26 protein-coding genes are annotated in these 24782 nt (G+C 60.9%); 10 read left to right on the plus strand and 16 right to left on the minus strand.

The genetic code is table 11. The features are described from left to right. Window positions 1–21: 21 nt before the first annotated feature. The 3 genes from CAF77_RS10840 to CAF77_RS29345 all read right to left on the minus strand — a co-directional run bounded on the left by CAF77_RS10840 (window position 22) and on the right by CAF77_RS29345 (window position 1205). Complete coding sequence (locus CAF77_RS10840) at window positions 22–666, minus strand: DsbA family oxidoreductase (RefSeq protein ID WP_085654482.1); 645 nt, start codon at window positions 664–666, stop codon at window positions 22–24. Next, on the minus strand, window positions 663–881 hold the full coding sequence (locus CAF77_RS10845; protein WP_007952610.1) for a 4-oxalocrotonate tautomerase family protein: 219 nt from the start codon (window positions 879–881) through the stop codon (window positions 663–665). Before CAF77_RS10845 ends, CAF77_RS10840 begins: the two co-directional genes overlap by 4 nt. 168 nt (window positions 882–1049) lie before the next feature. Further along, window positions 1050–1205 (minus strand): hypothetical protein, encoded by a 156-nt coding sequence (locus tag CAF77_RS29345; RefSeq protein WP_170928946.1) that lies wholly within the window; start codon window positions 1203–1205, stop codon window positions 1050–1052. 369 nt (window positions 1206–1574) lie between these two features. Between CAF77_RS29345 and CAF77_RS10850 the strand changes: the two genes are divergently transcribed. After that, window positions 1575–2501 carry a LysR family transcriptional regulator gene (locus CAF77_RS10850; protein ID WP_085647967.1) on the plus strand — a complete coding sequence of 309 codons (927 nt, stop codon included), beginning with the start codon at window positions 1575–1577 and terminating at the stop codon, window positions 2499–2501. Here the strand turns inward: CAF77_RS10850 and CAF77_RS10855 are convergent. From CAF77_RS10855 to CAF77_RS10895, 9 genes are all read right to left on the minus strand, one after another. Then, window positions 2418–2735 (minus strand): AzlD domain-containing protein, encoded by a 318-nt coding sequence (locus CAF77_RS10855; protein ID WP_007952614.1) that lies wholly within the window; start codon window positions 2733–2735, stop codon window positions 2418–2420. The genes CAF77_RS10850 and CAF77_RS10855 overlap by 84 nt on opposite strands. Beyond that, the gene (locus CAF77_RS10860) at window positions 2714–3430 is read right to left on the minus strand and encodes an AzlC family ABC transporter permease (protein ID WP_064382772.1); all 717 of its coding nucleotides are present in this window, start codon (window positions 3428–3430) and stop codon (window positions 2714–2716) included. The genes CAF77_RS10855 and CAF77_RS10860 overlap by 22 nt, the downstream gene beginning before the upstream one ends. Further along, complete coding sequence (locus CAF77_RS10865; protein WP_007952618.1) at window positions 3427–3804, minus strand: GNAT family N-acetyltransferase; 378 nt, start codon at window positions 3802–3804, stop codon at window positions 3427–3429. Before CAF77_RS10865 ends, CAF77_RS10860 begins: the two co-directional genes overlap by 4 nt. 79 nt (window positions 3805–3883) lie before the next feature. Next, window positions 3884–4630 carry a 2OG-Fe dioxygenase family protein gene (locus tag CAF77_RS10870; protein WP_011331995.1) on the minus strand — a complete coding sequence of 249 codons (747 nt, stop codon included), beginning with the start codon at window positions 4628–4630 and terminating at the stop codon, window positions 3884–3886. A gap of 232 nt (window positions 4631–4862) precedes the next feature. After that, on the minus strand, window positions 4863–6149 hold the full coding sequence (locus CAF77_RS10875) for an OprD family porin (protein WP_064382771.1): 1287 nt from the start codon (window positions 6147–6149) through the stop codon (window positions 4863–4865). A gap of 299 nt (window positions 6150–6448) precedes the next feature. Continuing rightward, window positions 6449–7117: a DsbA family protein gene (locus CAF77_RS10880; protein WP_064382770.1), complete on the minus strand. Its 669-nt coding sequence runs from the start codon at window positions 7115–7117 to the stop codon at window positions 6449–6451. 242 nt (window positions 7118–7359) lie between these two features. After that, the gene (locus CAF77_RS10885; protein WP_064382769.1) at window positions 7360–7572 is read right to left on the minus strand and encodes a hypothetical protein; all 213 of its coding nucleotides are present in this window, start codon (window positions 7570–7572) and stop codon (window positions 7360–7362) included. 246 nt (window positions 7573–7818) lie between these two features. After that, complete coding sequence (gene aguA, locus CAF77_RS10890) at window positions 7819–8925, minus strand: agmatine deiminase (protein WP_064382768.1); 1107 nt, start codon at window positions 8923–8925, stop codon at window positions 7819–7821. Window positions 8926–9105: 180 nt separating this feature from the next. Next, a complete protein-coding gene (locus tag CAF77_RS10895) occupies window positions 9106–12018 on the minus strand; it encodes an aminotransferase (RefSeq protein WP_064382767.1) in 2913 nt (970 codons plus the stop codon). Window positions 12019–12198: 180 nt separating this feature from the next. On the opposite strand from CAF77_RS10895, the gene rfbC reads away from it, so the two are divergent. The 4 genes from rfbC to CAF77_RS10915 all read left to right on the plus strand — a co-directional run bounded on the left by rfbC (window position 12199) and on the right by CAF77_RS10915 (window position 16539). Further along, window positions 12199–12744, plus strand: coding sequence for a dTDP-4-dehydrorhamnose 3,5-epimerase (gene rfbC, locus CAF77_RS10900; RefSeq protein WP_064382766.1), 546 nt, complete (start codon window positions 12199–12201; stop codon window positions 12742–12744). 105 nt (window positions 12745–12849) lie between these two features. Then, a complete protein-coding gene (locus CAF77_RS10905; protein ID WP_064384143.1) occupies window positions 12850–14658 on the plus strand; it encodes an ATP-binding protein in 1809 nt (602 codons plus the stop codon). Beyond that, a complete protein-coding gene (locus CAF77_RS10910) occupies window positions 14655–16043 on the plus strand; it encodes a sigma-54 dependent transcriptional regulator (protein WP_064382765.1) in 1389 nt (462 codons plus the stop codon). Before CAF77_RS10905 ends, CAF77_RS10910 begins: the two co-directional genes overlap by 4 nt. A gap of 40 nt (window positions 16044–16083) precedes the next feature. Next, window positions 16084–16539 (plus strand): YiiD C-terminal domain-containing protein, encoded by a 456-nt coding sequence (locus tag CAF77_RS10915; RefSeq protein ID WP_064382764.1) that lies wholly within the window; start codon window positions 16084–16086, stop codon window positions 16537–16539. A gap of 13 nt (window positions 16540–16552) precedes the next feature. Here CAF77_RS10915 and cysQ read toward each other — a convergent pair whose 3' ends face one another. After that, on the minus strand, window positions 16553–17386 hold the full coding sequence (gene cysQ, locus CAF77_RS10920) for a 3'(2'),5'-bisphosphate nucleotidase CysQ (RefSeq protein WP_064382763.1): 834 nt from the start codon (window positions 17384–17386) through the stop codon (window positions 16553–16555). Window positions 17387–17391: 5 nt separating this feature from the next. Further along, entirely contained in the window at window positions 17392–17958 is a 567-nt protein-coding gene (nudE, locus tag CAF77_RS10925) for an ADP compounds hydrolase NudE (protein WP_064382762.1), read from the minus strand. Between the two features lie 88 nt (window positions 17959–18046). Here nudE and yrfG point away from each other — a divergent pair, with 88 nt between their 5' ends. Continuing rightward, on the plus strand, window positions 18047–18709 hold the full coding sequence (yrfG, locus tag CAF77_RS10930; RefSeq protein WP_064382761.1) for a GMP/IMP nucleotidase: 663 nt from the start codon (window positions 18047–18049) through the stop codon (window positions 18707–18709). Window positions 18710–18751: 42 nt separating this feature from the next. Here yrfG and lysM read toward each other — a convergent pair whose 3' ends face one another. Further along, complete coding sequence (lysM, locus tag CAF77_RS10935; protein WP_039764611.1) at window positions 18752–19192, minus strand: peptidoglycan-binding protein LysM; 441 nt, start codon at window positions 19190–19192, stop codon at window positions 18752–18754. Window positions 19193–19329: 137 nt separating this feature from the next. Between lysM and CAF77_RS10940 the strand changes: the two genes are divergently transcribed. The 4 genes from CAF77_RS10940 (at window position 19330) to CAF77_RS10955 (ending at window position 24262) form a co-directional block, all read left to right on the plus strand. Further along, window positions 19330–20217, plus strand: a complete 888-nt coding sequence (locus CAF77_RS10940; protein ID WP_064382760.1) for a LysR family transcriptional regulator — start codon at window positions 19330–19332, stop codon at window positions 20215–20217. A gap of 92 nt (window positions 20218–20309) precedes the next feature. Further along, window positions 20310–21149 (plus strand): formate dehydrogenase accessory sulfurtransferase FdhD, encoded by an 840-nt coding sequence (gene fdhD / locus CAF77_RS10945; RefSeq protein ID WP_064382759.1) that lies wholly within the window; start codon window positions 20310–20312, stop codon window positions 21147–21149. Further along, complete coding sequence (locus CAF77_RS10950; RefSeq protein ID WP_064382758.1) at window positions 21146–23494, plus strand: FdhF/YdeP family oxidoreductase; 2349 nt, start codon at window positions 21146–21148, stop codon at window positions 23492–23494. The genes fdhD and CAF77_RS10950 overlap by 4 nt, the downstream gene beginning before the upstream one ends. A gap of 288 nt (window positions 23495–23782) precedes the next feature. Beyond that, window positions 23783–24262 carry a YMGG-like glycine zipper-containing protein gene (locus tag CAF77_RS10955; RefSeq protein WP_064382757.1) on the plus strand — a complete coding sequence of 160 codons (480 nt, stop codon included), beginning with the start codon at window positions 23783–23785 and terminating at the stop codon, window positions 24260–24262. Window positions 24263–24327: 65 nt separating this feature from the next. Here the strand turns inward: CAF77_RS10955 and CAF77_RS10960 are convergent, their stop codons facing one another. Next, window positions 24328–24759: a thioesterase family protein gene (locus CAF77_RS10960; RefSeq protein ID WP_064382756.1), complete on the minus strand. Its 432-nt coding sequence runs from the start codon at window positions 24757–24759 to the stop codon at window positions 24328–24330. Between the last annotated feature and the right edge of the window lie 23 nt (window positions 24760–24782).

Consider the following 24782-nt stretch of genomic DNA (forward strand, 5'->3'; position numbering starts at 1 on the left):
AATCAATAAGTAGGTGTTGAATCAGGCCGCAGCCAATTGTTTCAGCATTTGTTCGTAGTACTCGACCGATTGCGAACCGGAGACGAGGTGATTGCCGTTCAGGATCAGCGCGGGCACCGAGTTGATCCCGTGCTGTCGGTAAAACGCCTGCAGTTGCCGCACTTCGCTGGCGAATTCGTCGTTGGCCAGCACCTTGCGGGCCCTCGCCGCATCCAGCCCGGCTTCGGTCGCCAGACGGATCAGCGTCGGGTGATCGTTCGGGTTGTCGCCGTCGCGGAAGTAAGCGCGCAGCAGGATCTTTTTCAGCGCAATCTGCCGCCCTTCCTGCGCTGCCCACATCAGCAAGCGATGGGCGTCGAAGGTGTTGTGAAAGTGCGTGCGTTTCTCCAGATCGAACTCGAAACCGATGGCCTTGCCGCGTTCGATCTGCATCTTCTTGCCGGCGGCGACGTCTTCGGCGGTACGGCCGTATTTGCGCATCAGGTGCTGCACCGCTGGTTCACCTTCGGCGGGCATGTCCGGGTTGAGTTCGAAGGGCTTGTAGGTCAGCTCCACCGAAATCTCGCCGGCCAGATTGCCGATCGCCTGCTCCAGCGCTGTCGCCCCGAGTGCGCACCAGGGGCACACCACGTCGGAAACGAAATCGATGGTCACGGTCGGGGTCATGACTGGCCCCGTTCCGCCAGTTGTCGGCGGTACTCGGTGGTGGTGATGCCGGCGTAGCCCCAGTTATCGGTGTCGACTTCTTCGATCACGATGTGGGTCAGGTCCGGGCGTTTGTTCAGGACGCGTTCCAGGGTTTCAGTGATTTCGGCGATCACCTGAGCTTTCTGCTCACGGGTGACGCCGTCGCGGGTGATGCGTACGCTGACAAATGGCATGACGACTACTCCAGTGACCTGCCCTCGGGATGATGGTCAGGTGTTGGAGCTCAATGTAGGCGCGTGCCGGGAGGGGAAAAAGTAGGGGTGGGGTACTTCATTTGTGAGGTGGTGTAATGAGTTACCTGTAACAACTACACCAGAATTTGAGCAAACGAACGCATTCGCTCAGCTTGATTTAATGGCTTTTTCTGCATCTTCTTGAGCCTTCAGCAGCTCATCAATCGAATCAAAATACTGGCTAAGGAGTAGTGCTTCCCTCATGGCGCGGGCGGTCTTCTGCGAAGGTCTTCGCACATGTTCGGGTTTTCGTTGAACCTCCATCGCATTTACCTTTTTCCAGACAATGCATCCTATTAGAGACGCTCTCTCAGGCTGCCGATATCAGCTCATTCGCAGTAATCTCTGGGACCTATCCAAAAAAATTGCGGGCAAAAGCCCCCATTCGTGTCAGTTGTTTCCCTTTGAAAATCCCCGCCGACGCACCCAAACCGTGCACTTTTTTTGACCCCAATCACCCCCACGTCACCAAAAACCCCGATCCTGTGTCAGCCTCCAGCCATCGGCGGAGACATCGATTCGCTACTAATTGCGCGACAACTATGCTCAGGTACAGGAATATAGCCGGCAAATGGCGCCGTTCAGGCTGTCACGTACACAACAATACCCAGCCCACTTCAGAGGGCATTACCCATGGATAGCAGAACCTTACGCAACCTCATGCGCATCGTGCAGACCGGCTCGTTGTCGGCCGCAGCCGAGCATTCGTGCCTGACTGTGCAGGCCTTGGCCGCACAGCTGAACAAGGTCGAAGAGCAGTTCGGTTTCCGCTTGTTTAGACGATCCAACAAGGGGCTGACGCTGACGCCGCAAGGCACAGAGCTGACGCCTTATATGGACAGAGTGTTGATTGCCACACGGCAGATGGAAGAGAAAGTCGAAGCGTTGAAGGTGCCGGGACAGCGCACGTTGAAAGTGGCGTTGAACACCACGCTGGACCCGGATTTCAACCGGCGATTGATCGGGCGCCTGATCGAGGTGTTTCCCGATTACCAGATGGAATTCAGCTACGCCGAATCGATGGAAAACCTCAGCAAGCTGAAGAACGAGGACTTTGACCTTGCGGTGCTGATCGGTCCGCAGCGTCCGGGTCTGCCGAGCATTGTCCTGCCGGAAGTGCAGGTGCAGGTGGTCGGCGCGCACTGCGGTCAGGAGAACGATCCGCTGACGTTGCTTGGTAACAAGTTTCAGGTGCGTCCCGCAGAAGATTGTCCGTATTCCCACAGCTTTTTGCGTTTTCTCGACGCCGGGCTGGGCAATCACGAGAACAGTCAGCGGACGATCTACTCCTGCAGCGAAACGCTGACCCTGTCACTCATCACGCAGATGGACGCCGTCGGCATGGTCTCCCGCGAGGCGGCGCAGAAAAATGGCCTGACGATTTTCCCCGGGTTCGAGGATTTCCTCGAAGTGCGCCTGGCGGTGAACAACCCGGATCTGTCCGGCCAGGCGTTGAACGACGTGGTCGATCTGCCGCTACATGAACGAGCCGAGCGCAATGTACGCAGCCGTCCCAACCGCCACACTGAGAAAGAGGTTTTTGCTGAAATACGCACATAACAGCGTCGGAATCGCGGCATAAAATTCCGGGCGATCGAGCTGTATGTGCTGATCCTTGATCAACAAGGGTGTCAGGCTGATCGCAGCGACGATCGCCACCGGCAGGTATTCCAGCGCGCGGGCGACGAAGGGCGGCCAGTGCTCGGTGTTGACCTGCAACGGCAGGGCCCGTGGCAGAAAGGTCACCGCCATCATCAGCGCGACCACCAGAATCAGGAACGTTTGGTCAGGCATACACCCACTCCGCAGCCCACAAACGTGGCGATGAAAACGTTGAATGGCGAGTTGCCCACCAGGCTCAGTGCGCCCATGCAGACCACTGCGGCCATAGCGGCGATGAGTTTATTGCGGGTGTTGCACAGTGAGACCAGCACGTAGAGCATCATCGCGGTCAGCGCATAGTCGAGCTGGTATTTGATCAGATGCGAGGCGTACTGCGCGCACAGGGCGCCCAGCAATCCGCCGATCACCCACGAGGTGTGGCAGAACAGGTTGAAGCCAATCAGATAACGGACGTTCACCGGCGCCCCGGTGCCCAGTTTGACGCTGTGGAAGGCGAACGATTCATCGGTCAGGCCGCCGGCGTAACACCAGCGTTCCATGCGACTCAGGCCCAGCGCCCGCAGGGCTTTCGCCATGTAGACCGACATCAGCATGTGCCGCGCGTTGATCAGAAACGTGGTCAGCACGATGGTGGTCAGCGACGCCCCACTGCTGATCAGCGCCAGCGCCGCAAATTGCGAAGCCCCGGCATACACGAACAGACACATCGCCACCGGCAGCCACAACGGCAGCCCGGCGTTGACGGCCATCAGCCCGAACACGAACGACACGGTGAAGTAACCGGCCACCACCGGGCTGGCTTCGGCAAAGGTGCGCGACGGCTGACGGTCGACCATCAGCGGCGCACTGCCGGATGTTTCATTCATAGATCCCTCTCAAATGTCCGCTCGCCGTGAGGTTCGCAAAAACCCTGGGCCGTCCAGAAACGCTTGCCCGCGAGGTTAGCATCATCGACGAACAGGAACATCCGCAGTACACCCACCCGTTTCATGTCGGCCGACGCCGCTTCCACCAGCCGCTGGCCGACACCCTGGCTGCGATAACGCAGGCTGACCGCCAGATGGTTGATCGTGCCACGACTGCCGAGCATGCCGCCCAGCACCGCGCCGACGATCTCGCCTTCAACATCGAAAGCAAGATACGCCGTGGTGGTTTTCTGGATCAGCACGCCGCGCAGGCATTTGGCATCCTGCCATTCACAGAACGACACCTCGTCGAACTGGCGGAAGAAGCGCTCCATGCGCTGCGCGTCCTTGGCCGTCGCACGCCGCAGCACCACCGGCGTCGAGCACTCGACGCCGTCGATTGGGGTGATCTGATTAGCGAACAATGTCGAAAGCGGTCCCGGGCCGCGAGAAGGAAATCGCCAGGATCTGCCGGTACGCCATGGCGTGGGAGTGAGTGTTGCGTGCCGGTGTCACGTAGTGACGCATGTCGCGGTCGAGGAAGTAGGTGGTGTCGAGGATTTCCTGGTAAGTGGTCGACGCCAGTTGCTGCTCGTGGATGTCGTACAAACGACTCTCCGCACCCTCGACATTGTTGCGGCCCCAGAAGTGCACACCGCTGAACGGATAACCGTCGCAGTGAATCCCTTCCGGAGTGATTTCCAGTTGTTTGCCGGGTTTGATCTCGATACGGATCTGATGGATCTGGCACTGCCAGATTTCATCGTGCAGCTCTTCCGGCAACACGCTTTTGTACACTTCGAAATCGGTGTCGATCAGGCTGCGCATCACTGGCGAGCTGATGACTTCGTCCGAGAAGTCCTGAAAGTGCCGCACCACGCCGCCCACATAGCTGTTGTTGGCCTTGGACTGTACGTACGCGCGATGTTCCAGTTGCTTGAGTTCGCGAGTCTTGGGGTTGTATTCAAAGTCGCTGTAACGACGGTAACGCATGCCGGCTTCGGCCTGACCGTAGTAACTGTCAGGCTCCATGTTTTCCCAACTTTTGGTCAGTCTGACGAAGTCGGCGAAATGACCGTAGAGATTGAAGTCAGCACCCTGCACATTGGCGTACTTGTCGCGCCGTAGCGATTCGCCCACTTCTCTGGTTAAAACGATCATTACCAAATTCTCCGCTGCATTGAGCGGCCTAATCTATTAGGTGGAGAATTTGCGTCCATGAGAAAGAATTTCAGGCATTTAAAGCCCTGTTTGAAACGCGATTTGAAACGGCTTGAAAGTGCATTTCAAATGACAAAAACACGGGTTTTTATGCTGTTTTCGCGAAAAACGTCAAAAAAAAACCCCGAACCAGTCGGGGTTTTTCTGACGCGTTTCGCGGGTCAACCGATTATCAGAAGATGTTGATCGGGTAGTCCACGAACACACGCAGTTCGTTGCCGCTGACGTTGTAGTCGCTGGATTTCTGCGAAACACGCAGGATCGAGCTACGCAGCTTGATGCTCAGGTCTTTGGCCGGGCCACTTTGCACGACGTACTTGAACTGGTTGAAGATCTCGCGCTCGGTTCCGCCTTCGCTGGTGGACGTGGTGATGTTGTCGCCACGCACGTACGCGAAGTTGTAGCTCAGACCCGGTACGCCGAATGCGCTGAAGTCCAGGCCGTAGCCCAACTGCCAGCTGCGCTCGTCTTCAGCGTTGAAGTCGGACCAGTAGGAGTTGGCCAGGTAGATGGTGTTGCCACCGTCACCCACGCGACCCTGACCTTTCTGGTAACCGCCGTAGGCGTAACCCAGGTTGCTGTCGCCGGTGGAGCGCTGGTGCGCCACGGTAAACGAGTGCGGGCCGGTGGCGAAGGTCGCTGCCAGGCTCCAGATCTTGTTGTCGTCGCCGGTCACACCGTTTTCGCGGACGTAGGAGTTGTCCAGCTTGGTGCGGTAACCGTTGAAGTCCAGGGTCAGGGACTGGTCCTTGTCAATCGGGAACACGTAGTTAGCGTTCACGTACTGTTTTTTCAGCACGTCTTCGACGTCGGAAGCGTACAGCGCTGCCTTGAACTGTTCGGTGAACTGGTAGCTACCGCCCAACACGTTGATCGACTTCAGACCACCGCTGTCACGGCCTTCAGCGCTCTTGCGCGATTCGGCGGTGAAACGACCGGCATCCAGTTGCAGACCTTTGATCTCTTTGGAAGTGATCATGGTACCGGTGTAGCTTTCCGGCAGCAGACGCACGTTGTCGTAGCTCAGCACCGGCAGGGCCGGCATCTGGTCGCCGTAGGTCAGTACAGTGTTGGAGATACGGAATTTGACGGCTGCACCGCCCTTCGAGAGGTCGTCAGCCGCGTTGCCGCTGTCACCCTGTTTGAAGAAGTCGATACCACCGGCACCGCTGCGGCCCTTGCCGCCGTCCAGACGCAGCGCGTACAGACCGAAGGCATCCACACCGACACCGACGGTGCCTTGAGTGAAACCGGACGAGAACGTACCGATGGCCGCTTGGCCCCATTCGGCTTTGTCCTGGTTGCCATCTTTGTAGTCACGATTGATGTAGGCATTGCGCAGCAGCACTTTGAGGCTGCTGTCTTCTACAAAACCCTTGGACTCGGCCTGGTCGTTAGCCATGGCCGAAGTGACACTCAACATCCCCAGTGCGATCAAACTGATTCGCTTGTTCAACATTTTGTTTTCCTTATTACGGGTTGAAACGCGCTGTGTCGAACGGCTGAAACGGCGCTTATTGCACTCTTTTATTCACCCCGAAACAAAAAGACCCGCTCAAGACAATGTCATGGCGGGCCTGCTCCTGATTTTGAGTCATGGCGGTTAGCCACAGGCGTTGGGCCGAATCGTAGCCGCGCCCTCAACAATGTGTCAATTTCAAGAATCGTCTTTAAATAGGCGAAAAACGTCTAAAAAAAGTAAATTTTGCGACGGGTTCGTGCGCGGAATTGCCCGCAATCAGGGATTTTGATGCCGGATTACGCGCAACTACCGAGTCCACAGACCGGCAGGGTTTCAGTCCCTGGCACAGACGTAAACGACTCGCTCAACCATTGGGCGAAGGCTTCTGGTTTGCCGAGCCAAGGGCCGATATCCACCAAGGTGAACTGACCATCCTGCTCCAGCGCAAAGGTCGGAAAACCTTGGCCACCGAGTTTCGCCAATAAGGCGCGGCTGCTCTTTATATGTTGCAGAGTGTCGACTGATTGCAGTGCGTTCAAGAAAGTATCGGCGTCGTAGCCCTGCTCCACGGCAAATTCCAACAGCACGCTTTGGTCTGCAATTCGACGCCCTTCGACGTAGTGCGCCGTCTGCAAACGCCCTAGCAGTCCCAGGCCACGACCGTCGATTTTTTGCGCTGCCATCACAGCGGCAATCGGCGGTGCCGAATCAAACACCGCCGTATGGTCGCGCAACAAGCCTTCGAAATAGGCTTCGCCAAACGGCTGACCGGTGTATTCGGCAATGCGGCGATCATGGGGCATTACGTAATTGCGCAGTTGCGGCGAAACGCTCTGGCGGTTGGCACCGGTCATCATGCCGCCGGCGTGGGCGATCACCGGCAGCACTTGCTGTGCAGCTTGCACCAGTGGTTTGGCGCCATAGCACCAGCCGCACAACGGGTCGTAAATGTAGTGAAGGGTCATCGAAATGCTCCGGCTGGAAGGTGGGGAAATGATGTCGGCACATTAGTCCCTCGGTCGTTGCGAAAAAACGCCGGAATGGCTTTCAGTGTGTTTCGGCAATCGGTCAAATCGGGACCGGCAGCCGCCACTTCCAGATCAGGCAGACAACCTGGTGGGCATTGGCACCTACAGCTTCTGATATCGCGCCCATAAAAAAGCGCTGCCATCCGGGCAGCGCTTTTTACAATCCCTGTCTGTTCTTCTTATCCTTCCAACACATCCCAGAGTGCTTCCAGTTCGGCCTCGCTGAACAGGCCAGCGGGGTAACGCTCGATCATCATCCGGCGCGGATCAGGTTCCCTGATCTGACGCGTTCCATTGGACTTCAACCAGTGCGCGACAATCTGGAGCGACTCACTATTTACAGCCATGGGATGCATCGTCCGCTCGCTGATTACGTTCACTTCGGCGTTCATTTCAGCGCTCTCTCCCCGTTCATGAGCGGCTACGTTATCCAAGGTTTATGACAGAACTGTTGAAGTTCTCCCCCCCTCCCTAGTGCGTCATGAGCGATACAAGAGCTATGCCAATGTCTGGAAACTGCCGACAGGCGGATATAAAGAAACCCGCAGTCCTGACGGGCTGCGGGTTTCTCTTCATACGAGGGCAACAAATGACTGCCCGGTCGTTTTTTCAATCAACTCAAGCTGTTACATCCGCACTCACTCTTTGTGCGGCGCGGGTTGCTGTTGGGTAAGGCAGTGAATATTGCCGCCCCCCAGTAACAGTTCGCGACCCGGCACCATCACCACTTCGTGTTGCGGGAACAGGTTCTGCAGGATCTCTCGCGCCGGGGCGTCCATCGGGTCGTCGAAGCTTGGCGCGATGATGCCACCGTTGACGATCAGGAAGTTCACGTAGGAACCGGCCAGGCGCACGCTCGGGTTGCGCTCCTGAGTGCCGTCCACCGGGTCCACGCCAGCGCATTCTTCTTCGGTGGCAAACAGCGGCCCCGGAATCGGCATCTTGTGCACCGTGAACGGGCGGCCCTTGGCGTCAGTGCTGCTTTCCAGCACTTTCATCGCGGCCTGGCAACGCGGGTAGTTCGGATCCTGCGGATCGTCAGTCCAGGCCAGCAGCACTTCGCCCGGACGCACGTAGCAGCAGAAGTTATCCACATGGCCGTCGGTTTCGTCGTTGAACAGGCCGTCCGGCAGCCAGATGATCTTGTCCACCGACAGGTTTTCGCTGAGTACCGCTTCGATTTCTTCGCGGCCCAGGTGCGGGTTGCGATTGCGGTTGAGCAAGCATTCTTCGGTGGTGATCAGAGTGCCTTCGCCGTCGACGTGAATCGAGCCGCCTTCGAGCACAAAGCCTTCGGTGCGGTAGCGCGGGCTGCGCTCGATTTCGAGGATCTTGCCGCCGACCTGGGAATCACGGTTCCACGGCGAATACAGGCCGCCATCAAAACCGCCCCAGGCGTTGAAATCCCAATTCACACCGCGCACTTCGCCGCTGTTGTTGATCACGAACGTCGGGCCGCTATCGCGAACCCAGGCGTCATCGCTGGACATTTCGACCACGCGGATATTCGGCACGTCGAGACGAGCACGGGCGTTTTCGTATTGGCCGGCGGAGACCGCCACGGTCACCGGTTCGAAACGCGCGATGGCCTTGGCCACAGCGGCGTGCGCGGCCTGCGCCGGTTTGCCGCCCAGACGCCAGTTGTCCGGACGCTCGGGCCAGATCATCCAGATCTGGGTTTGCGGTGCCCATTCGGCCGGCATGTAGAAGCCATCGGCGCGTGGTGTGCTTTTCAATGTGGTCATGTCGATCAGGACTCCAGGGAACCGTCGAGGTTGTTCAACGCGCCGTACAGGGTTGGACGACGGACTATGGCGACTTTATAAACGATAAATATCGGCTTTAGAAGCCATAAAGAAAAAACAATCCCAATTTAACCGGGCAAATACCGATACAAATCGGTATTTGCCCGGTTGCGGATCGCTTTAAAGCCCTTCTTCCAACACCTTCGCCAGCATGTCGACGAAGAAATCCACGCTCCGACGCGAGGTGACCATCGGCGGTTTGATCTTCAGGACGTTCAGGTAATCGCCGGTCGGCTGCATGAAAATCCCCAGCTCTCGCAGGCGGTCACACAACAGCGTGGTTTCCTCGGTCGCCGGCTCCAGCGTTGCCCGATCGCGGATCAGCTCGACCCCCAGATAGAACCCGGAACCGTGCACCGCGCCGACCAACGGATATTGATCGATCAGCGCTTCCAGCCGGGCCTTGAAGTGGGCGCCGACCACCTGGGCGTTTTCCCAGAGCTTTTCTTCTTCCATGACATCGAGCACCGCCATGCCGATCTGGCAGCTCACCGGACTGCCGCCGGCGGACGAGAAGAAATAGCCCTCGGCTTCCAGCGCTTCGGCGATTTCCCGGCGGGTGATCACCGCGCCCAGCGGCTGGCCGTTGCCCATGCCTTTGGCCATGGTGATGATGTCCGGCACCACGCCTTGCTCTTCGAAGCCCCAGAAGAAGTGGCCCATGCGCCCGTAACCGACCTGCACCTCATCGGCGATGCAAACGCCGCCACGGGCACGCACCATTTCATAGACTTTTTTCAGGTAACCCGGCGGCAGTGAGATCCCGCCCGCATTGCCGTAGACCGGCTCGCAGATAAACCCGGCCAGCTGGCGTTTCTGCTCATCGAGCTTCGCCAGATGTTGCTCGACGCTGCGCACGTAATCCGGTGCCGAATCCGCGCCGCGAAATTCGCCGCGATAGGTGTTGGGAGCGGTCACCGCGTGGACCCAGTCCGGGCGACTGCTCAGGGCTTTCGGGTTATCGGCAATCGAGGTCGAGACCGCGTCCGCGCCGACCGTCCAGCCGTGATAGGCCTCCAGCACGCTGATCATGTCGCGCCCACCGCTGGCGGCCCATGCCAGGCGAATCGCCAGGTCATTGGCCTCGCTGCCGCTGTTGACCAGGAACACCCGATCCATGCCCTCCGGCGCCAGTTTCAGCAAGCGTTCGGAAAACTCGGCGACCGCCGCATAGTTGAACCGCGAGTTGGTATTGAGCAGCGACCACTGTCGGCTCGCCACCGCCGCCATGCGCGGGTGACCGTGGCCGAGCACCGCGACGTTATTGAGCATGTCGAGGTAGGAACGGCCCTGCATGTCAATCAGGTGATTGCGCCAACCGCGCTCGATACGCGGCGGGTCGACGTAATAGTGCTTCTGGGTGCGGGCGAAACTGGCGTCACGGCGCGCCAGCAGGGTTGCGGCGTCCAGTTCGGGCTCAGCGTCGCAGGCCAGGCCCAGCAGTGCGGCCGGCGAGGGGGACAACGCCTGCCACGCCGCCGCACGGCTCGGCGTGCAGAACAGCGGCGCTTCAAGCTGTGCGCCGCGAATCAATTGCACGATCAACGGACCGTCCACCGAACCCAGCACCTGGCCTTTGACCAGCGCTGCGCCGCCGTGCAACGAAGCTTTCACGCCCAGCAAGCGCAGGCTCAGTTGCGGGCCGTCGAGTCGCAGCGCGCCGTCAGCCGACAGGTGCAGTACGCCAGCAAACGGCGCTTCCACCGCCGAACCTTTCGGCACATGCAATTCGACGTGCAGCGGGAACGTCTCTGGCTCATCGGCGCTGTCAGGCCGGGTGCGCGACAACCGGTATTGCCCGTATCGACTGGCCGCCAGACCGTGGATGGCAGCAGCCTCGCTCAACAGGCGCTGATCGATGCCTGGCTGCTCCCAGTTGCCCGCCTCGAAGTGTGCGCTCAACACCCCCAGATCGATCAACGCGAATTCGCGCCCGACCAGGCCGGGCAACAACGGCGCAAAGCCTTCACTGTCGATGTCCGGCAATGTCTGGCCGACCGCCGTGAGAATCGCCGCCTCCATCAATGCCAGCGGCACCGAGGTGGCGACCCGGAAAATCTCCCATTCGTGGGTCAGGTTGTCGCGGCTGTAGGTATTGCCCGGATCGATGCTGACCTGTTGCTCGCCACTGAGCACCAGCACCGCCGCGCGCGCCACGATCAGCGGCCACAGCGCCAGCAATTCTTCGTGTTGCAGCGGATTGACCGCGTGATAGGCCTGCACGGCCGGCAGGATCACGAACGGATCGCCGGCGGCGTGATGCAGCAGCGCGGCACAGGTGACCGACAGATCGGTGATGCGCCAGGTGCGCACCAGATCGCCGAAATCGATGACGCCCTGCAACTGCCAGTGCCGCCGGGCGTCACGCTGCCAGACCACGTTGTCGTCGGTGATGTCCATGTGGATCGCCTGCACCGGCAGCTTTTCCACCAGCGGCTGCAAACGAAGTCTGGCCTGCTCGGCAACCTCGGCGATCAGCGTGCGCTGGCGTTCGTCTTCGATCACCGGCAGCAGGTGCTCGATCAGTGCGCTGGCGTGGCGCGCGTCCCATTGCAACGTGCGCTCGAGCCCCGGATGGTCGAAACCGACGAGGGCCAGATCCATCTCGCCGCAGAGCCGGCCAAAACCGGCGACGACTTCGTGGCCAAGGTGATCGAGGGCCGTCAGGGGTTGTCCGTCGATGTAATCGAGTAGTCGCACATGCACCGATTCTCCACCGACGTCCAGGGTCAGCAGGTCTGCGCCGTTAGTGGCCGCCATCACTCGAGGAACCTTAACGGCACCCTTCTCGGCCAGGTATTTCAGGCCCGCATGCTGGGCTTGCAGCTCAACCAGCGCATAGTCGCCCCGGCAGATCTTCAACACGAACCGACCACGCTCGCTGTCGATCCGGTAATTGAGGTCCTGCTGGCTGCCCAGGGCCTGCAACGTGCCGTTCAAGCCGTAATGCTGCGCCAGCAGATGCCGGGCCTGCTCCACCGAAACCTGCGGGCTGGGCAAACTGGCGCGATGAATCAACGTGGCGAACGACATGGAACGACCCCTGAAATTTTATTAGGCGCCTATATCGCCATTGCTTCGGGCGATAAGCAACCCCCCGACCATCCATCCCCGACACGCTGCGAGACCGGCGGATTTGCAAGCGCCCCCTCGCACCTGTCGACGCTTTGCGCAAGAATGTCGGCCATTCACACCTGCCACTGGAAAATCTACATGAATGTAATCAACACCGACCTGCCTGGTGTCTTGATCATCGAACCCAAGGTATTTGGTGACGAACGCGGGTTCTTTTACGAAAGCTTCAATGCGAAGGCCTTTCAGGACGCGACCGGCCTCGAAACGCAGTTTGTGCAGGACAACCATTCGCGCTCGCAGAAAGGCGTTCTGCGCGGGCTGCATTACCAACTGGAAAACACCCAGGGCAAACTGGTCCGCGTCACCGTCGGCGAAGTCCTCGATGTCGCCGTGGATATCCGTCGCAGCTCGCCGCATTTCGGCAAGTGGGTGGCCGTGCGTCTGTCCGCCGACAACCATCGCCAACTATGGGTTCCGGAAGGTTTCGCCCACGGTTTCGTAGTGCTGAGCGAGTTCGCCGAATTCCTCTACAAGACCACCGACTACTACAACCCGTCTTCCGAGCGCAGCATTCGTTGGGACGACCCGGATCTGGGCATCGACTGGCAGCTGGACGAAGCGCCAAAACTGTCGGCCAAGGATCAGGCAGCCGCATTCCTCAAGGACGCCGACGTCTTTTCCTGAAGTCCTGTGTGATCTTCAGCGCCGCTGCAGACCCGGCCACGGGTGCGCAGACTGCGCCGGCAAGCCTAGGCATAATGCGCCTGTACTCACAGGCGCTCGATGCTCATGACTCCGACCCTCCCCCGCCGCCCCCGCTGGCGCAGTCTCGCCCTGCTGGCTCTGTGCCTGGCACCGCTGCTGTGGCCTCTGGAACATTTGGCCGAGCGCTATTACCGCAGCGAACTGGCCGGCCAGAACCGTCAGACCCTCGACCTCTACGTCGCCAACCTGCTGGGCACGCTGCATCGCTATGAAGTGCTGCCGCAAATCCTCGGTGACCTGCCGGCCCTGCGCGCGGTGCTCGGGGCGCCGGACGACGGCGTGACCCAGGGCAACGCCAACCGCCTGTTGAAAAACATCGCCGCGCAGACCGGCGCCGAAGTCATGTACCTGATGGACACCAACGGTCAGACCCTGGCGGCGTCGAACTGGGACAAACACGACAGCTTCGTCGGACGCAATTTCGCTTTCCGTCCGTATTTCAGCGAGGCCATGGCCGGACGCCTTGGACGCTTCTTCGGTCTCGGTACCACTTCGGCCAAGCGCGGTTATTTCTTTGCGGCGGCGGTGCGTAACGGCGAAAAAATCATCGGCGTGCTGGTGATCAAGGTTGACCTCGACCATACCGAAAGCCTGTGGGGAAAAACCCCGGAACAACTGCTGGTGACCGACCACAATGGTGTAGTCATCCTCACCTCGCGCCCGGAATGGCGTTTCCGCGCAACCCGCACCCTCAGTGATGCCGAACGCGCGGCGATCACCGCGATCCAGCCCTACCCGACCCGCGAGCCACGCCCCCTGAACCTGAGCCCGACCGCGTGGCTGCCGCAGACACAGGAGATCGCGGAAACCGGCTGGAGCGTCAGCATCCTCGCCCCGCGCACGTTGATCGACCGACCGGTGCGCACAGTGGTGGCAATCGGCGGCGCGACCTTGCTGGTGGTGATGCTGTTGCTGGGCCTGATGATGCAGCGTCGTCGTCATTACCTGGAACGGATCGCCTTCGAAGCCAAGGCCCGACGGGAACTCGAAGGCCGGGTTGCCGAGCGCACCAGCGATCTGGAAGGGCTTAACCGGCGCCTGAAGCAAGAGGTACTCGAGCGCGAACAGGCCCAGCAGGAACTGGTGCGGGCCCAGGACGATCTGGTGCAGGCCGGCAAACTGTCGGCGTTGGGCACGATGTCGGCGAGCATCAGCCACGAACTCAACCAGCCGCTGGCGGCGATCCGCAGCTATGCCGAGAACGCCGAAGTGCTGCTCGACCACGAGCGCACCGAAGATGCCCGAGGTAACCTCAAGCTGATCAGCGAGCTGACCGGGCGCATGGCCTCGATCATCGCTCACCTGCGCGCCTTCGCCCGCAGAGATCGCCACGCCCCGGAAAGCGTCGCCCTGCAACCGGCGCTGGACGACGCCCTGGCGTTGCTGGCCAAACGTCGCCGCAGCATGGACGTCGAACTGATCCGCGACCTGCCGGCCGCCACTCTGTGGGTCGAGGCCGGGGAAACCCGTCTGCGCCAAGTACTGGGCAACCTGCTGGCCAACGCCCTCGACGCCCTGACCGAAAAAGGCCCGCCGCGCAAATTGTGGCTGAGTGCCGAATCCACCGACGAAGGCGTCAACCTGTACATTCGCGACAATGGCCCGGGCTTCTGCATGGAAGCACTGGGCCGTGCCAGCGAACCGTTTTACACGACCAAGACCCGCACTCAGGGCCTGGGTCTGGGGTTGGCCATTTGCGAAACCCTGATGCGCGCCTTCGGTGGTGAACTGTCGTTCGCCAACCACAAGCAAGGTGGCGCCTTGATCACCCTGCGGCTGCGCGCCGGCGCGCCCGGGGTCAGCCTGCAACCGTCCGAGGATCGAAGCGCATGACCATCGACAACCGCATCCAGGTGGTGCTGATCGACGACGATCCGCACCTGCGTCAGGCCCTCGGCCAGACCCTGGATCTGGCCGGCCTGAAAATTCTTCCGCTGTCCGAAGCCAAGGGCCTGGCCGCGCAACTGGAGCGAGACTGGCCGGGCGTCGTGGTCAGCGACATCCGCATGCCCGGCATGGATGGCCTGGAACTGCTGAGCGAGCTGCACGCTCAGGATCCGGAACTGCCGGTGCTGCTGATCACCGGCCACGGCGACGTGCCACTGGCCGTGCAGGCCATGCGGGCCGGTGCCTATGATTTTCTGGAAAAACCCTTCGCCAGCGACGCCCTGCTCGACAGCGTGCGCCGCGCCCTGGCCCTGCGGCGTCTGGTACTGGACAACCGCAGCCTGCGCATGGCCCTGAGCGATCGCAACGAGTTGAGCGCGCGGCTGGTCGGTCAATCCGCGCCGATGTTGCGCCTGCGCGAGCAGATCGGCGCACTGGCGGCGACCAAGGCCGATGTCTTGATCCTCGGCGAAACCGGTGCCGGCAAGGAAGTCGTCGCCCGCGCCCTGCATGATCTGTCGAGTCGGCGTAACGGCCCGTTCGTGGCGATCAACGCCGGCGCGCTGGCCGAATCGGTGGTCGAAAGCGAATTGTTCGGCCATGAGCCCGGCGCCTTCACCGGCGCGCAAAAGCGCCGGATCGGCAAGTTCGAATTCGCCAATGGCGGCACGCTGTTCCTCGACGAAATCGAGAGCATGAGCATGGACGTGCAGGTCAAACTGCTGCGCATGTTGCAGGAGCGAGTGGTCGAGCGTCTGGGCGGCAACCAGTTGATCCCGCTGGACATCCGCGTCATCGCCGCCACCAAGGAAGACTTGCGCCAGGCTGCGGACCAGGGGCGCTTCCGCGCCGACCTGTATTACCGCCTGAACGTGGCGCCGCTGCGCATTCCGCCACTGCGCGAACGAGGCGAAGACGCGTTGATGTTGTTCCAGCATTACGCCGACGAGGCCAGCGCCCGCCACGGACTGCCACCTCACGAACTGCAACCGGCACAACGGGCGTTGCTGTTGCGCCATTCATGGCCGGGCAATGTGCGGGAATTGCAAAACGCGGCGGAGCGTTTTGCTCTCGGTCTGGAGCTCGCGCTGGACAACACACAGCCCGATGGCAGCCCCGGCACCACCGTCGAGATCACTGCAGGAGGGCTCAGCGAACAAGTGGAAAACTTCGAGAAATCCCTGATCGCCGCCGAACTGGCCCGCTCTCACAGTTCCGTGCGCAGTCTCGCCGAAGCCCTGGGCATTCCGCGCAAGACCCTGCACGACAAATTGCGCAAGCACGGGCTGAATTTCGCCGGCAGCGGCGGCCATTCGGACGAATCCGAATGAACTTCACTCAATACACCTTTCTGCCGCAAGAGGTTCGGGCATGAAGCACGACAGTCGTTATCTGGAATCCGTCCTTCACCACGACATCCCGCTGACCCGGGACATGGGCCTCAAGGTGCTCGACTGGCACGAGCAGCAATTGCGTCTGCACTTGCCGCTGGACGCCAACGTCAACCACAAGAGCACCATGTTCGGCGGCAGCCTGTATTGCGGCGCGGTGCTGGCCGGTTGGGGCTGGCTGCACCTGCGCTTGAAAGAGGAAGGTATCGAAGACGGTCACATCGTGATTCAGGAAGGGCAGATCAGCTATCCACTGCCGGTGACCGGTGATGCCATTGCGATCTGCCCGTCACCGAGCGCAACGCAGTGGAAGAAATTTCTGACAATGTATCAGCGCTACGGGCGGGCGCGACTGACGCTGCACACGCGGGTCGTCAATGCCGGGAGCAATGAGGATGCAGTGACCTTCAGCGGGCAGTACGTCCTGCACCGCTGAAGACTGAACACGCTTACGAGCGGGCAAGTTCGAGCAGCTTTGCCCGCCATGCTGCTTTCGCCGGCAACGCCAGGAAGAAACTGTTCAACAAAGATTCCCGAGCTGGATAACAGAACGCTGCGCCACTCAGGTCGAGCACTTCACCGCCCGCCCCTTCCAGAACGCCCTGCGCAGCTGCGGTGTCCCACTGCGAAGTCGGCGCCAGACGCGGGTAACAGTCGGCAGCACCTTCGGCCAGCAGGCAGAACTTCAGCGAACTGCCGATGTTGGCCAGCTGCAACTCGCCAAGGCTGGCACTCAATCCGGCCAGCAAGCGTTCCTGCTCCGGGCTCGAATGACGGCGGCTGGCAACCACGGTGAACGCTTCGCCCGGCCCCGGCACATCACGCACCTGAATCGCTACCGGCGAGCCGCCCGTGTCGCCGCGCCAGGCACCGAGTCCCGCGCCGCCAACGTAGAACCGTCCGTTGGTCGGCATCGACACCACACCGAACACCACCCGGCCATTCTCGATCAACGCGATATTGACGGTGAATTCTTCGCTGCCGCTGATGAACTCCTTGGTGCCATCCAGCGGGTCCACCAGCCACCAGCGCTGCCAGCCGGCGCGCACGCTTTGCGGGATATTGGCGTCCTCTTCGGACAGCACCGGAATGCTCGGATCCAGCGCTGTCAGGCCGGCCACGATCACGTGATGCGCGGCCATGTCCGCCGCCGTCACCGGCGAATCATCGGACTTGGCGGTGACGGCCACATCGGCACGCCAGAACGGCAGGATCGCCTCACCGGCCCGCAATGCCAGCTCAACCACCGGCGCCATCAACGGATGGGGAAAATTCATCGGCATCTCACTCATGACTGGAAAAATCCGCGCTGGGTCAGCAGGTCGCGGGTCAGGTACAACGCCGCCAGGGCGCGTCCCTCACTGAAGTTCGGATTCTGCGCCAGCGCCGACAGCTCCCGCAGGTTGACCTTGTCCACACGCATCGGCTCGGGCTCATCGCCTTCGAGGCGTTCTTCGTACAAATCGGTGGCCAGCACCACCTGAATCTTCTGGCTCATGTAACCGGGGGACAACGACAGCTCGGTCAGATGCTCCAGTTGTCGCGCGCCATAACCGGCTTCTTCCTTGAGCTCGCGTTCGGCGGCAGCCAGCACGTCTTCGCCGGGTTCGATCAGGCCTTTGGGCAGCGACAGTTCATATTCGTCGGTGCCACCGCAGTATTCCTCGACCAGCACCGCGTGCTCGGCATCGAGCATCGCTACTATCATCACCGCGCCATAGCCGGCGCCCTTGCCGACCAGTCGCTCGTAGGTACGTTCCACGCCGTTGGAGAAACGCAGCTTCAGCTCTTCGACGCAGAACAGCCGGCTGGTGGCGACGATCTCGCGGGCAAGTACGGTGGGTTTCTGGCGCATGCAAAGCTCCTTGGCGTGAACGCGCTACTATAACGCGGCTTTTCCGATTGTTTGCGTCGGATATCTTTCTACCGTTCGAGACGTTGCCATGCCTTCATTACCGTGGTCCGACATCGATACCGTTCTGCTGGACATGGACGGCACGTTGCTCGACCTGCACTTTGACAACCACTTCTGGCTGGAACACCTGCCGCAGCGCTACGCCGAACTGCATGGTGTGAGCCGGGCCATGGCGGAAATGGAACTGCAGCCGTTGTTTGAGCGCCATGCCGGTCAGTTGCAGTGGTACTGCCTGGACTTCTGGAGCGCGGAACTGAAGCTGTCGGTGCGTGAGTTGAAACTGGAGACCGCCCACCTGATCGCCCTGCGCCCGGACGCCGACACTTTTCTGGGGGCGATCAAACGCGCCGGCAAACGGGTGGTGATGATCACCAACGCCCACCGCGATTCCCTGTCGCTGAAACTCGAACGCATCGAACTGGCGCCGTACTTCGAGCGACTGATCAGTTCCCACGATTACGGTTATCCCAAGGAGAACCCGCAATTCTGGGACGCCTTGCAGGCCGATATCGGTTTTGACCCGGCACGCAGCCTGTTCATCGACGACACCTTGCCGATCCTGCGCAGTGCACGGAATTTCGGCGTGGCGCATCTGTTGGCCGTCAAGGAGCCGGACAGCCGCAAAGGGCCGAAGGACACCGGGGAGTTTGCAGCGGTCGAGGATTATCGCGATTTGATAGCAGGACTCTGAAGACTGCGGGAGCCGCCAAAGGCTGCTCCCGCAGGCGTGTTGTTACTCGGGAATACGCAGCGTCTGCCCCGGATAAATCTTGTCCGGGTGTGACAGCAATGGCTTGTTGGCCTCGAAGATCTTGTTGTACTGGTTGGCGTTGCCATACACCGCCAGGGAAATCGCGCTGAGGGTGTCGCCCTTCTTCACGACCACAAAACGCGCCGCCGCCACAACCGGCCCGGTCACGGTGATCTGGTCGTCGACGCTGCCGACACCGGCAATGTTGCCCACCGCCAGCAGAATCTTCTCTTTCTCTTCCTGGCTCGCCACTTCACCGGTAACGGTCACCTTGTCCCCGTCCACGGTCGCCTGGACATTCGGGTTACCCAACCCGACCTTGCTGATATGTTCCTTCAATTGCTCGCTGGCATTGGCGTTGCCGGGGGTCAACAGGTCGAGCAACTTCTCACCGGCCTCTTTCACAAAGCTCAAAAGACTCATAGCGCACACTCCTTGATTAAAGTTCCAGACGCCCAAGCCTAGACCACGCCGGACAAACCCGGTTGCGGCCCGACCAATGACCCTGCCCCCGCGCAAGCGGTAGAATCGCCCACCCTTGCCAGCGCCCCGGAGCGAAGATGGACATCAAGCAGCTGAAATTCCTCATCGCCCTCGACGAAACCCGCCACTTCGGCCAGGCCGCCGCCCGCTGCCACATCACCCAGCCGACCCTGTCGATGCGCCTGCGCAGCCTCGAAGAAGAACTCGACCTGCCACTGGTCAACCGTGGCCAGCGCTTCGAAGGGTTCACCGCGCCAGGCGAACGGGTACTGGCCTGGGCGCGCACGGTGCTGGCGGCCTACGACGGTTTGCAGGCGGAAGCGGCGGCCTGTCGCGGCAATCTGATCGGCACCCTGCGCCTGGGCGTGGTGCCGTTGTCGAGTTTCGATGCACTGCCGTTGATGCAACGCCTGCACGCACAACATCCGAACCTGCGCTTCGAACTGTCTTCGCTGAGCTCGGAACAGGTTCTGGAGCAACTGGCGAACAACCGCATCGACATTGGCGTGTCTTACCTGGATCGCCTCGACGGCGAGCGGTTTGAATCCCTGGCCTTCAGTGAAACGCAGATGGGCCTGCTCTACGACCAGCGGTTCTTCAGCTTTGGCGAAGCGCCACTGAGCTGGGAATCCCTGATTGAGCTGCCCTTGGGCATGCTCACCAGCGGCATGCATTTTCGCCAATCCATCGACCATAACTTCCACAGCCGTGGCCTGACGCCACAACCGTTGCTGCAAACCGACGCCGTTCACCAATTGTTGCAAGCTGTGCACGGCGGGCTGTGCTGCGCGGTGATGCCATTGGACGGCGGTCTGGAAAACCTCACGGATAACCTGCGCCTGCAACCCATCGAAAACGCCCAGACCCTCGCCCGCCTGGGCCTGATCATGCGTCGAGGAGCCCCGCGCTCGGCACTCGCCGAGGCCTGTTTCGCGCTCTATCAAAAATCACCCACGGACGCTTGATCGACGGCATCTATCGAGGGATCGACACTAGCGATTAGACGCGACATCTTGCCGCGCCTAGTCTTAACGTTGATCAATCCATCGGTGATGCCATGAACGCCAAGCGCCCGGCCTGCGCGGCGCCTGCTCTCGAAACACCCGCGCCTGCCGCCAGTCAGACCTACAGCTACAGCGATCTCCCCCTCGCGGAATCAGCCAGTACCGCGCTGGCCGAAGAAGTCGCGTTGGCGATTGCCTACAACGGCATCAGCCAGGCCGTCATGCTGGTCACGCCGACAGACCTTGAAGACTTCATCGTCGGCTTCAGTCTCGGCAGCGGCATCATCGAAGACGCCTCGGACATCTACGACCTGCAACTGACCGGCTCGGGCTCGGCGCAATACGCACAAGTGACCATCGCCAACCGCGCCTTCTGGAACCTTAAACAGCAACGCCGGCAACTGGCCGGCACCAGCGGTTGCGGGTTGTGCGGCGTAGAAGCGGTGGAGCAGGCGCTGCCTGAGCTCAGGGTTTTGCCCGGCGCACCGTTGCCGCCCGCCGAATGGCTCGATGGATTGCGCCAGCGTATCGGTGCGTTCCAACCGCTGGGCCAGCATTGCGGCGCAGTGCACGCGGCGGTCTTCATGAACGCCAGCGGTGAATTGTTGCTGGGCCGTGAAGACATCGGCCGGCACAACGCCCTCGACAAACTGATCGGCGGCCTGATCCGGCAAAAGATATCCACAGCCGGTGGCGTGGCGATTGTCACCAGCCGTTGCAGCCTCGAATTGATCCAGAAAGTTTTGCGGGCCGGGATTCAGACCCTGGTCAGCCTGTCCGCGCCCACCGGCCTTGCCGTGCAATGGGCCCGGCGCCACAACCTCAATCTCATCCACCTGCCGCAGAAAAACGCGCCGCGGGTGTATAGCCCAGAAATGGAGAAACACCCGTGAGCCAACATCATCAAGCCGACCAGAAACCCGTTCCGCGTTACAAGCCTTACAAGGGCCCGGCCGGTGGCTGGGGCGCACTGATCAGCGTGGCCCAGGCCTGGCTGACCAGCGACAACGCGCTGAAAAATCTGCGCATGATGCTCAAGACCAACCAGAACGGCGGCTTCGACTGCCCGGGCTGCGCCTGGGGCGATTCGCCGGAAAGCGGCATGGTCAAGTTCTGCGAGAACGGCGCCAAAGCGGTGAACTGGGAAGCGACCAAGCGCCGGGTCGATGGCAAATTCTTCGCCAAACACAGCGTCACCTCGCTGCTGGAACAGAGCGACTACTGGCTCGAGTATCAGGGTCGGTTGACCGAACCGCTGGTGTATGACGCCGAAACCGATCGCTACAAACCCATCAGCTGGGACGATGCCTACGCGCTGATCGGCAAACACCTGCAAGCGCTGTCGAGTCCGGATCAGGCCGAGTTCTATACCTCGGGCCGCGCCAGTAACGAAGCGGCGTACCTGTATCAACTGTTCGTGCGCGCGTTCGGCACCAACAACTTCCCCGACTGCTCGAACATGTGCCACGAGGCCAGCGGCGTGGCCCTGGCGCAAAGCGTCGGTGTCGGCAAAGGCACCGTGACCTTCGACGACTTCGAACACGCCGATGCGATTTTCGTCTGGGGCCAGAACCCTGGCACCAACCACCCGCGCATGCTCGAACCGCTGCGTGAAGCAGTCAAACGCGGCGCCCAGGTGGTGTGCGTCAACCCGCTGAAAGAACGCGGTCTGGAGCGTTTCCAGCATCCGCAGCACCCGCTGGAGATGCTCACCAACGGCGACAAGCCGACCAACACCGCGTATTTCCGCCCGGCACTGGGCGGCGACATGGCGGTGTTGCGCGGCATGGCCAAGTTCCTGCTGCAATGGGAACGCGATGCGCAGAAGGCTGGCGCACCGGCCGTGTTCGATCACGATTTCCTCAATGAACACAGCATCAACGTGCTGGAATACCTCGGCGTCGTCGATGACACGCCGTGGGAGCAGATCGTTGCGCAGTCCGGCCTGACCCTGGTGGAAATCGAACAGGCGGCGCGCATGTACGCCAAAGGCAAGAACGTGATCATGTGCTGGGCGATGGGTATCACTCAGCATCGTCACTCGGTGCCGACCATCCAGGAAATCGCCAACCTGATGCTGCTGCGCGGCAACATCGGCAAGCCCGGCGCCGGTCTGTGCCCGGTGCGCGGCCACAGTAACGTGCAGGGCGACCGCACCATGGGCATCAACGAGCGTCCGCCGGTGGCGTTCCTCGATTCCCTGGAGCGTCGCTTCCAGTTCAAGGTGCCGCGCCATAACGGGCACAACGTGGTCGAGGCGATTCACGCGATGGCCGAAGGTCGCGCCAAGGTGTTCATCGGGCTGGGTGGCAACTTCGCCCAGGCCACGCCGGACAGCCCGCGCACCTTCCAGGCCCTGAGCAACTGCGACCTGACCGTGCAGATCAGCACCAAGCTCAACCGCAGCCACCTGGCCCACGGCAAGGACGCGCTGATCCTGCCGTGCCTGGGCCGTACCGACATCGACATCCAGACCGAAGGCCCGCAGGCCGTCACCGTGGAAGACTCGTTCAGCATGGTGCACGCCTCCAACGGTCAGTTGCAGCCGCTGTCGAACCAGATGCGCTCGGAGCCGTCGATCATCGCCGGCATCGCCGCCGCGACCCTGGGCAGCAAACCGGTGGACTGGAACTGGCTGGTGGCCGACTACCGACGCATCCGCGAACTGATCGCCGACACCATTCCGGGCTTCAAGGACTTCAACGAGAAGGTCAAGAACCCGGGCGGTTTCTACCTCGGCAACAGCGCCGGCGCGCGCAAGTGGAATACCACGTCGGGCCGGGCCAACTTCAAGCCGAACCTGCTGCCCAAAGACTTGATCCACGAACGCACCCGCGCCACCGGCAAACTGCCGGACCTGATCCTGCAATCGATGCGTTCTCACGATCAGTACAACACCACGATCTACGGTCTTGACGACCGTTATCGCGGGGTGAAGGGACAGCGTGACGTGCTGTTCGCCAACGAGGCGGACATCATTCGCCTGGGCTTCAAGCCGGGGCAGAAGGCTGACATCGTGTCGCTGTGGGACGATGGCCGCGAGCGTCGGGTGAAGGGCTTCACGCTGCTGGCGTTCGATATCCCTGCCGGGCAGGCGGCGGCTTATTACCCTGAGGTGAACCCGTTGGTGCCGCTGGAAAGCACCGGCGATGGCAGCCATACGCCGACGTCGAAGTTCATCGCTATCCGGCTGGAAGCGGCGAGTGAGACGGGGCTGATCATGGCCAAGTCGGCCTGATTCTGATTGCTCCCACGCTCTGCGTGGGAGCGCAGCCGTGGACGCTCCGCGTCCGAAAGTCAGACTCGAAACATCTTGCAGACACTTTTCAAACGCCCACAAAAAAGGCCGCCTTGTGATCAAAGCGGCCTGTCCGAAGTAGCTAAAGACCGGCGAAAAACCGTTAAGTTCCGCCCAAAAATCAGCAACTTGCAGAATTGTATACAGGTCGTGCTATTCGTCGGATTTCGATTGTCACGCCCATCGCAGAGCCTCAGGATCGCGCCGTCATCCCTTTGAGGCTCCTCTATGAAGTTCTCCTCGATTCTCTTGTTGTCCCTTGGCCTGGTCAGTGGCTTCGCTTCTGCCGGAGGCACCACCGAAGCAGGTGTGGGCGGCGCATTGGGCGGGGTTCTTGGCTCGGTCGTCGGTCAATCCTTAGGCGGCAGTACAGGTTCAACCATTGGCGCAGCCCTGGGCGGCGCGGGTGGTAGTGCGGTGGGCGCCGACAAGCGCAGCCGTGGCGAAGCAGCCATCGGCGGTGCGCTGGGCGCAGCCGGCGGCAACGTGGTCGGCCGCAGCATGGGCGGCACCACCGGCAGCCTGATCGGCGCAGCAGCCGGTGGCGGCGCGGGTGGCGCGCTGGGCAACTACATGGGCAACAAGAGCGATGACGATGATCATCATTACGATCGTCGCCATGATGATCGTCGCTACTACCGTGACCGTCACCCAGGTCGTGGCCATGCCTATGGCCATCGCAAGCACCACCGCTACTACCGCGACTGAGGCCTGGCCTCTTTAGCCGATACATCCAGATCGCAGCTCCCCCGGGCTGCGATTTTTTTTGCCTGTCACATCGCCAGGCGTTCCAGCGCTTCGCGCAATGGGGCCGGGATCGACACCGGCTGATTGGACGCCCGGTCGACGAATACATGCACAAAACGTCCAGCGGCACTGGCTTCCTCCTCTCCCTCCTTGAACACCGCCAGTTCGTATTGCACCGAACTGTTGCCCAGTTTCCCGACCCGCAGGCCAATCTCGATTCGATCCGGAAAAGCGATCGACGCGAAGTAGTCGCAAGACGAACTCACCACAAACCCCACCACCTCGCCGTCATGAATATCCAGCCCTCCAACCTGGATCAGGTAGGTGTTCACCGCCGTATCGAAGAAGCTGTAATAGGTGACGTTATTGACGTGGCCGTAGGCGTCATTGTCGTGCCAGCGCGTAGTGATCGGCTGGAAATGCGGGTAATCGCTGCGTTGCGGCATCGGGTTGGACATCAGTGTTGATTCCTGGAGTGATC

The organism is Pseudomonas sp. R15(2017), assembly GCF_002112685.1.
GTDB classification, from domain to species: Bacteria; Pseudomonadota; Gammaproteobacteria; order Pseudomonadales; family Pseudomonadaceae; genus Aquipseudomonas; species Aquipseudomonas glycinae.

Excerpts from the sequence above, each read along its gene's own strand:
- CAF77_RS10840 (WP_085654482.1), bottom strand. The coding sequence starts at position 666 with ATGACCCCGACCGTGACCATCGATTTCGTTTCCGACGTGGTGTGCCCC.
- CAF77_RS10845 (WP_007952610.1), bottom strand. The coding sequence starts at position 881 with ATGCCATTTGTCAGCGTACGCATCACCCGCGACGGCGTCACCCGTGAG.
- CAF77_RS29345 (WP_170928946.1), bottom strand. The coding sequence starts at position 1,205 with ATGGAGGTTCAACGAAAACCCGAACATGTGCGAAGACCTTCGCAGAAG.
- CAF77_RS10850 (WP_085647967.1), top strand. The coding sequence starts at position 1,575 with ATGGATAGCAGAACCTTACGCAACCTCATGCGCATCGTGCAGACCGGC.
- CAF77_RS10855 (WP_007952614.1), bottom strand. The coding sequence starts at position 2,735 with ATGCCTGACCAAACGTTCCTGATTCTGGTGGTCGCGCTGATGATGGCG.
- CAF77_RS10860 (WP_064382772.1), bottom strand. The coding sequence starts at position 3,430 with ATGAATGAAACATCCGGCAGTGCGCCGCTGATGGTCGACCGTCAGCCG.
- CAF77_RS10865 (WP_007952618.1), bottom strand. The coding sequence starts at position 3,804 with ATGGAGCGCTTCTTCCGCCAGTTCGACGAGGTGTCGTTCTGTGAATGG.
- CAF77_RS10870 (WP_011331995.1), bottom strand. The coding sequence starts at position 4,630 with ATGATCGTTTTAACCAGAGAAGTGGGCGAATCGCTACGGCGCGACAAG.
- CAF77_RS10875 (WP_064382771.1), bottom strand. The coding sequence starts at position 6,149 with ATGTTGAACAAGCGAATCAGTTTGATCGCACTGGGGATGTTGAGTGTC.
- CAF77_RS10880 (WP_064382770.1), bottom strand. The coding sequence starts at position 7,117 with ATGACCCTTCACTACATTTACGACCCGTTGTGCGGCTGGTGCTATGGC.
- CAF77_RS10885 (WP_064382769.1), bottom strand. The coding sequence starts at position 7,572 with ATGAACGCCGAAGTGAACGTAATCAGCGAGCGGACGATGCATCCCATG.
- aguA (WP_064382768.1), bottom strand. The coding sequence starts at position 8,925 with ATGACCACATTGAAAAGCACACCACGCGCCGATGGCTTCTACATGCCG.
- CAF77_RS10895 (WP_064382767.1), bottom strand. The coding sequence starts at position 12,018 with ATGTCGTTCGCCACGTTGATTCATCGCGCCAGTTTGCCCAGCCCGCAG.
- rfbC (WP_064382766.1), top strand. The coding sequence starts at position 12,199 with ATGAATGTAATCAACACCGACCTGCCTGGTGTCTTGATCATCGAACCC.
- CAF77_RS10905 (WP_064384143.1), top strand. The coding sequence starts at position 12,850 with ATGACTCCGACCCTCCCCCGCCGCCCCCGCTGGCGCAGTCTCGCCCTG.
- CAF77_RS10910 (WP_064382765.1), top strand. The coding sequence starts at position 14,655 with ATGACCATCGACAACCGCATCCAGGTGGTGCTGATCGACGACGATCCG.
- CAF77_RS10915 (WP_064382764.1), top strand. The coding sequence starts at position 16,084 with ATGAAGCACGACAGTCGTTATCTGGAATCCGTCCTTCACCACGACATC.
- cysQ (WP_064382763.1), bottom strand. The coding sequence starts at position 17,386 with ATGCCGATGAATTTTCCCCATCCGTTGATGGCGCCGGTGGTTGAGCTG.
- nudE (WP_064382762.1), bottom strand. The coding sequence starts at position 17,958 with ATGCGCCAGAAACCCACCGTACTTGCCCGCGAGATCGTCGCCACCAGC.
- yrfG (WP_064382761.1), top strand. The coding sequence starts at position 18,047 with ATGCCTTCATTACCGTGGTCCGACATCGATACCGTTCTGCTGGACATG.
- lysM (WP_039764611.1), bottom strand. The coding sequence starts at position 19,192 with ATGAGTCTTTTGAGCTTTGTGAAAGAGGCCGGTGAGAAGTTGCTCGAC.
- CAF77_RS10940 (WP_064382760.1), top strand. The coding sequence starts at position 19,330 with ATGGACATCAAGCAGCTGAAATTCCTCATCGCCCTCGACGAAACCCGC.
- fdhD (WP_064382759.1), top strand. The coding sequence starts at position 20,310 with ATGAACGCCAAGCGCCCGGCCTGCGCGGCGCCTGCTCTCGAAACACCC.
- CAF77_RS10955 (WP_064382757.1), top strand. The coding sequence starts at position 23,783 with ATGAAGTTCTCCTCGATTCTCTTGTTGTCCCTTGGCCTGGTCAGTGGC.
- CAF77_RS10960 (WP_064382756.1), bottom strand. The coding sequence starts at position 24,759 with ATGTCCAACCCGATGCCGCAACGCAGCGATTACCCGCATTTCCAGCCG.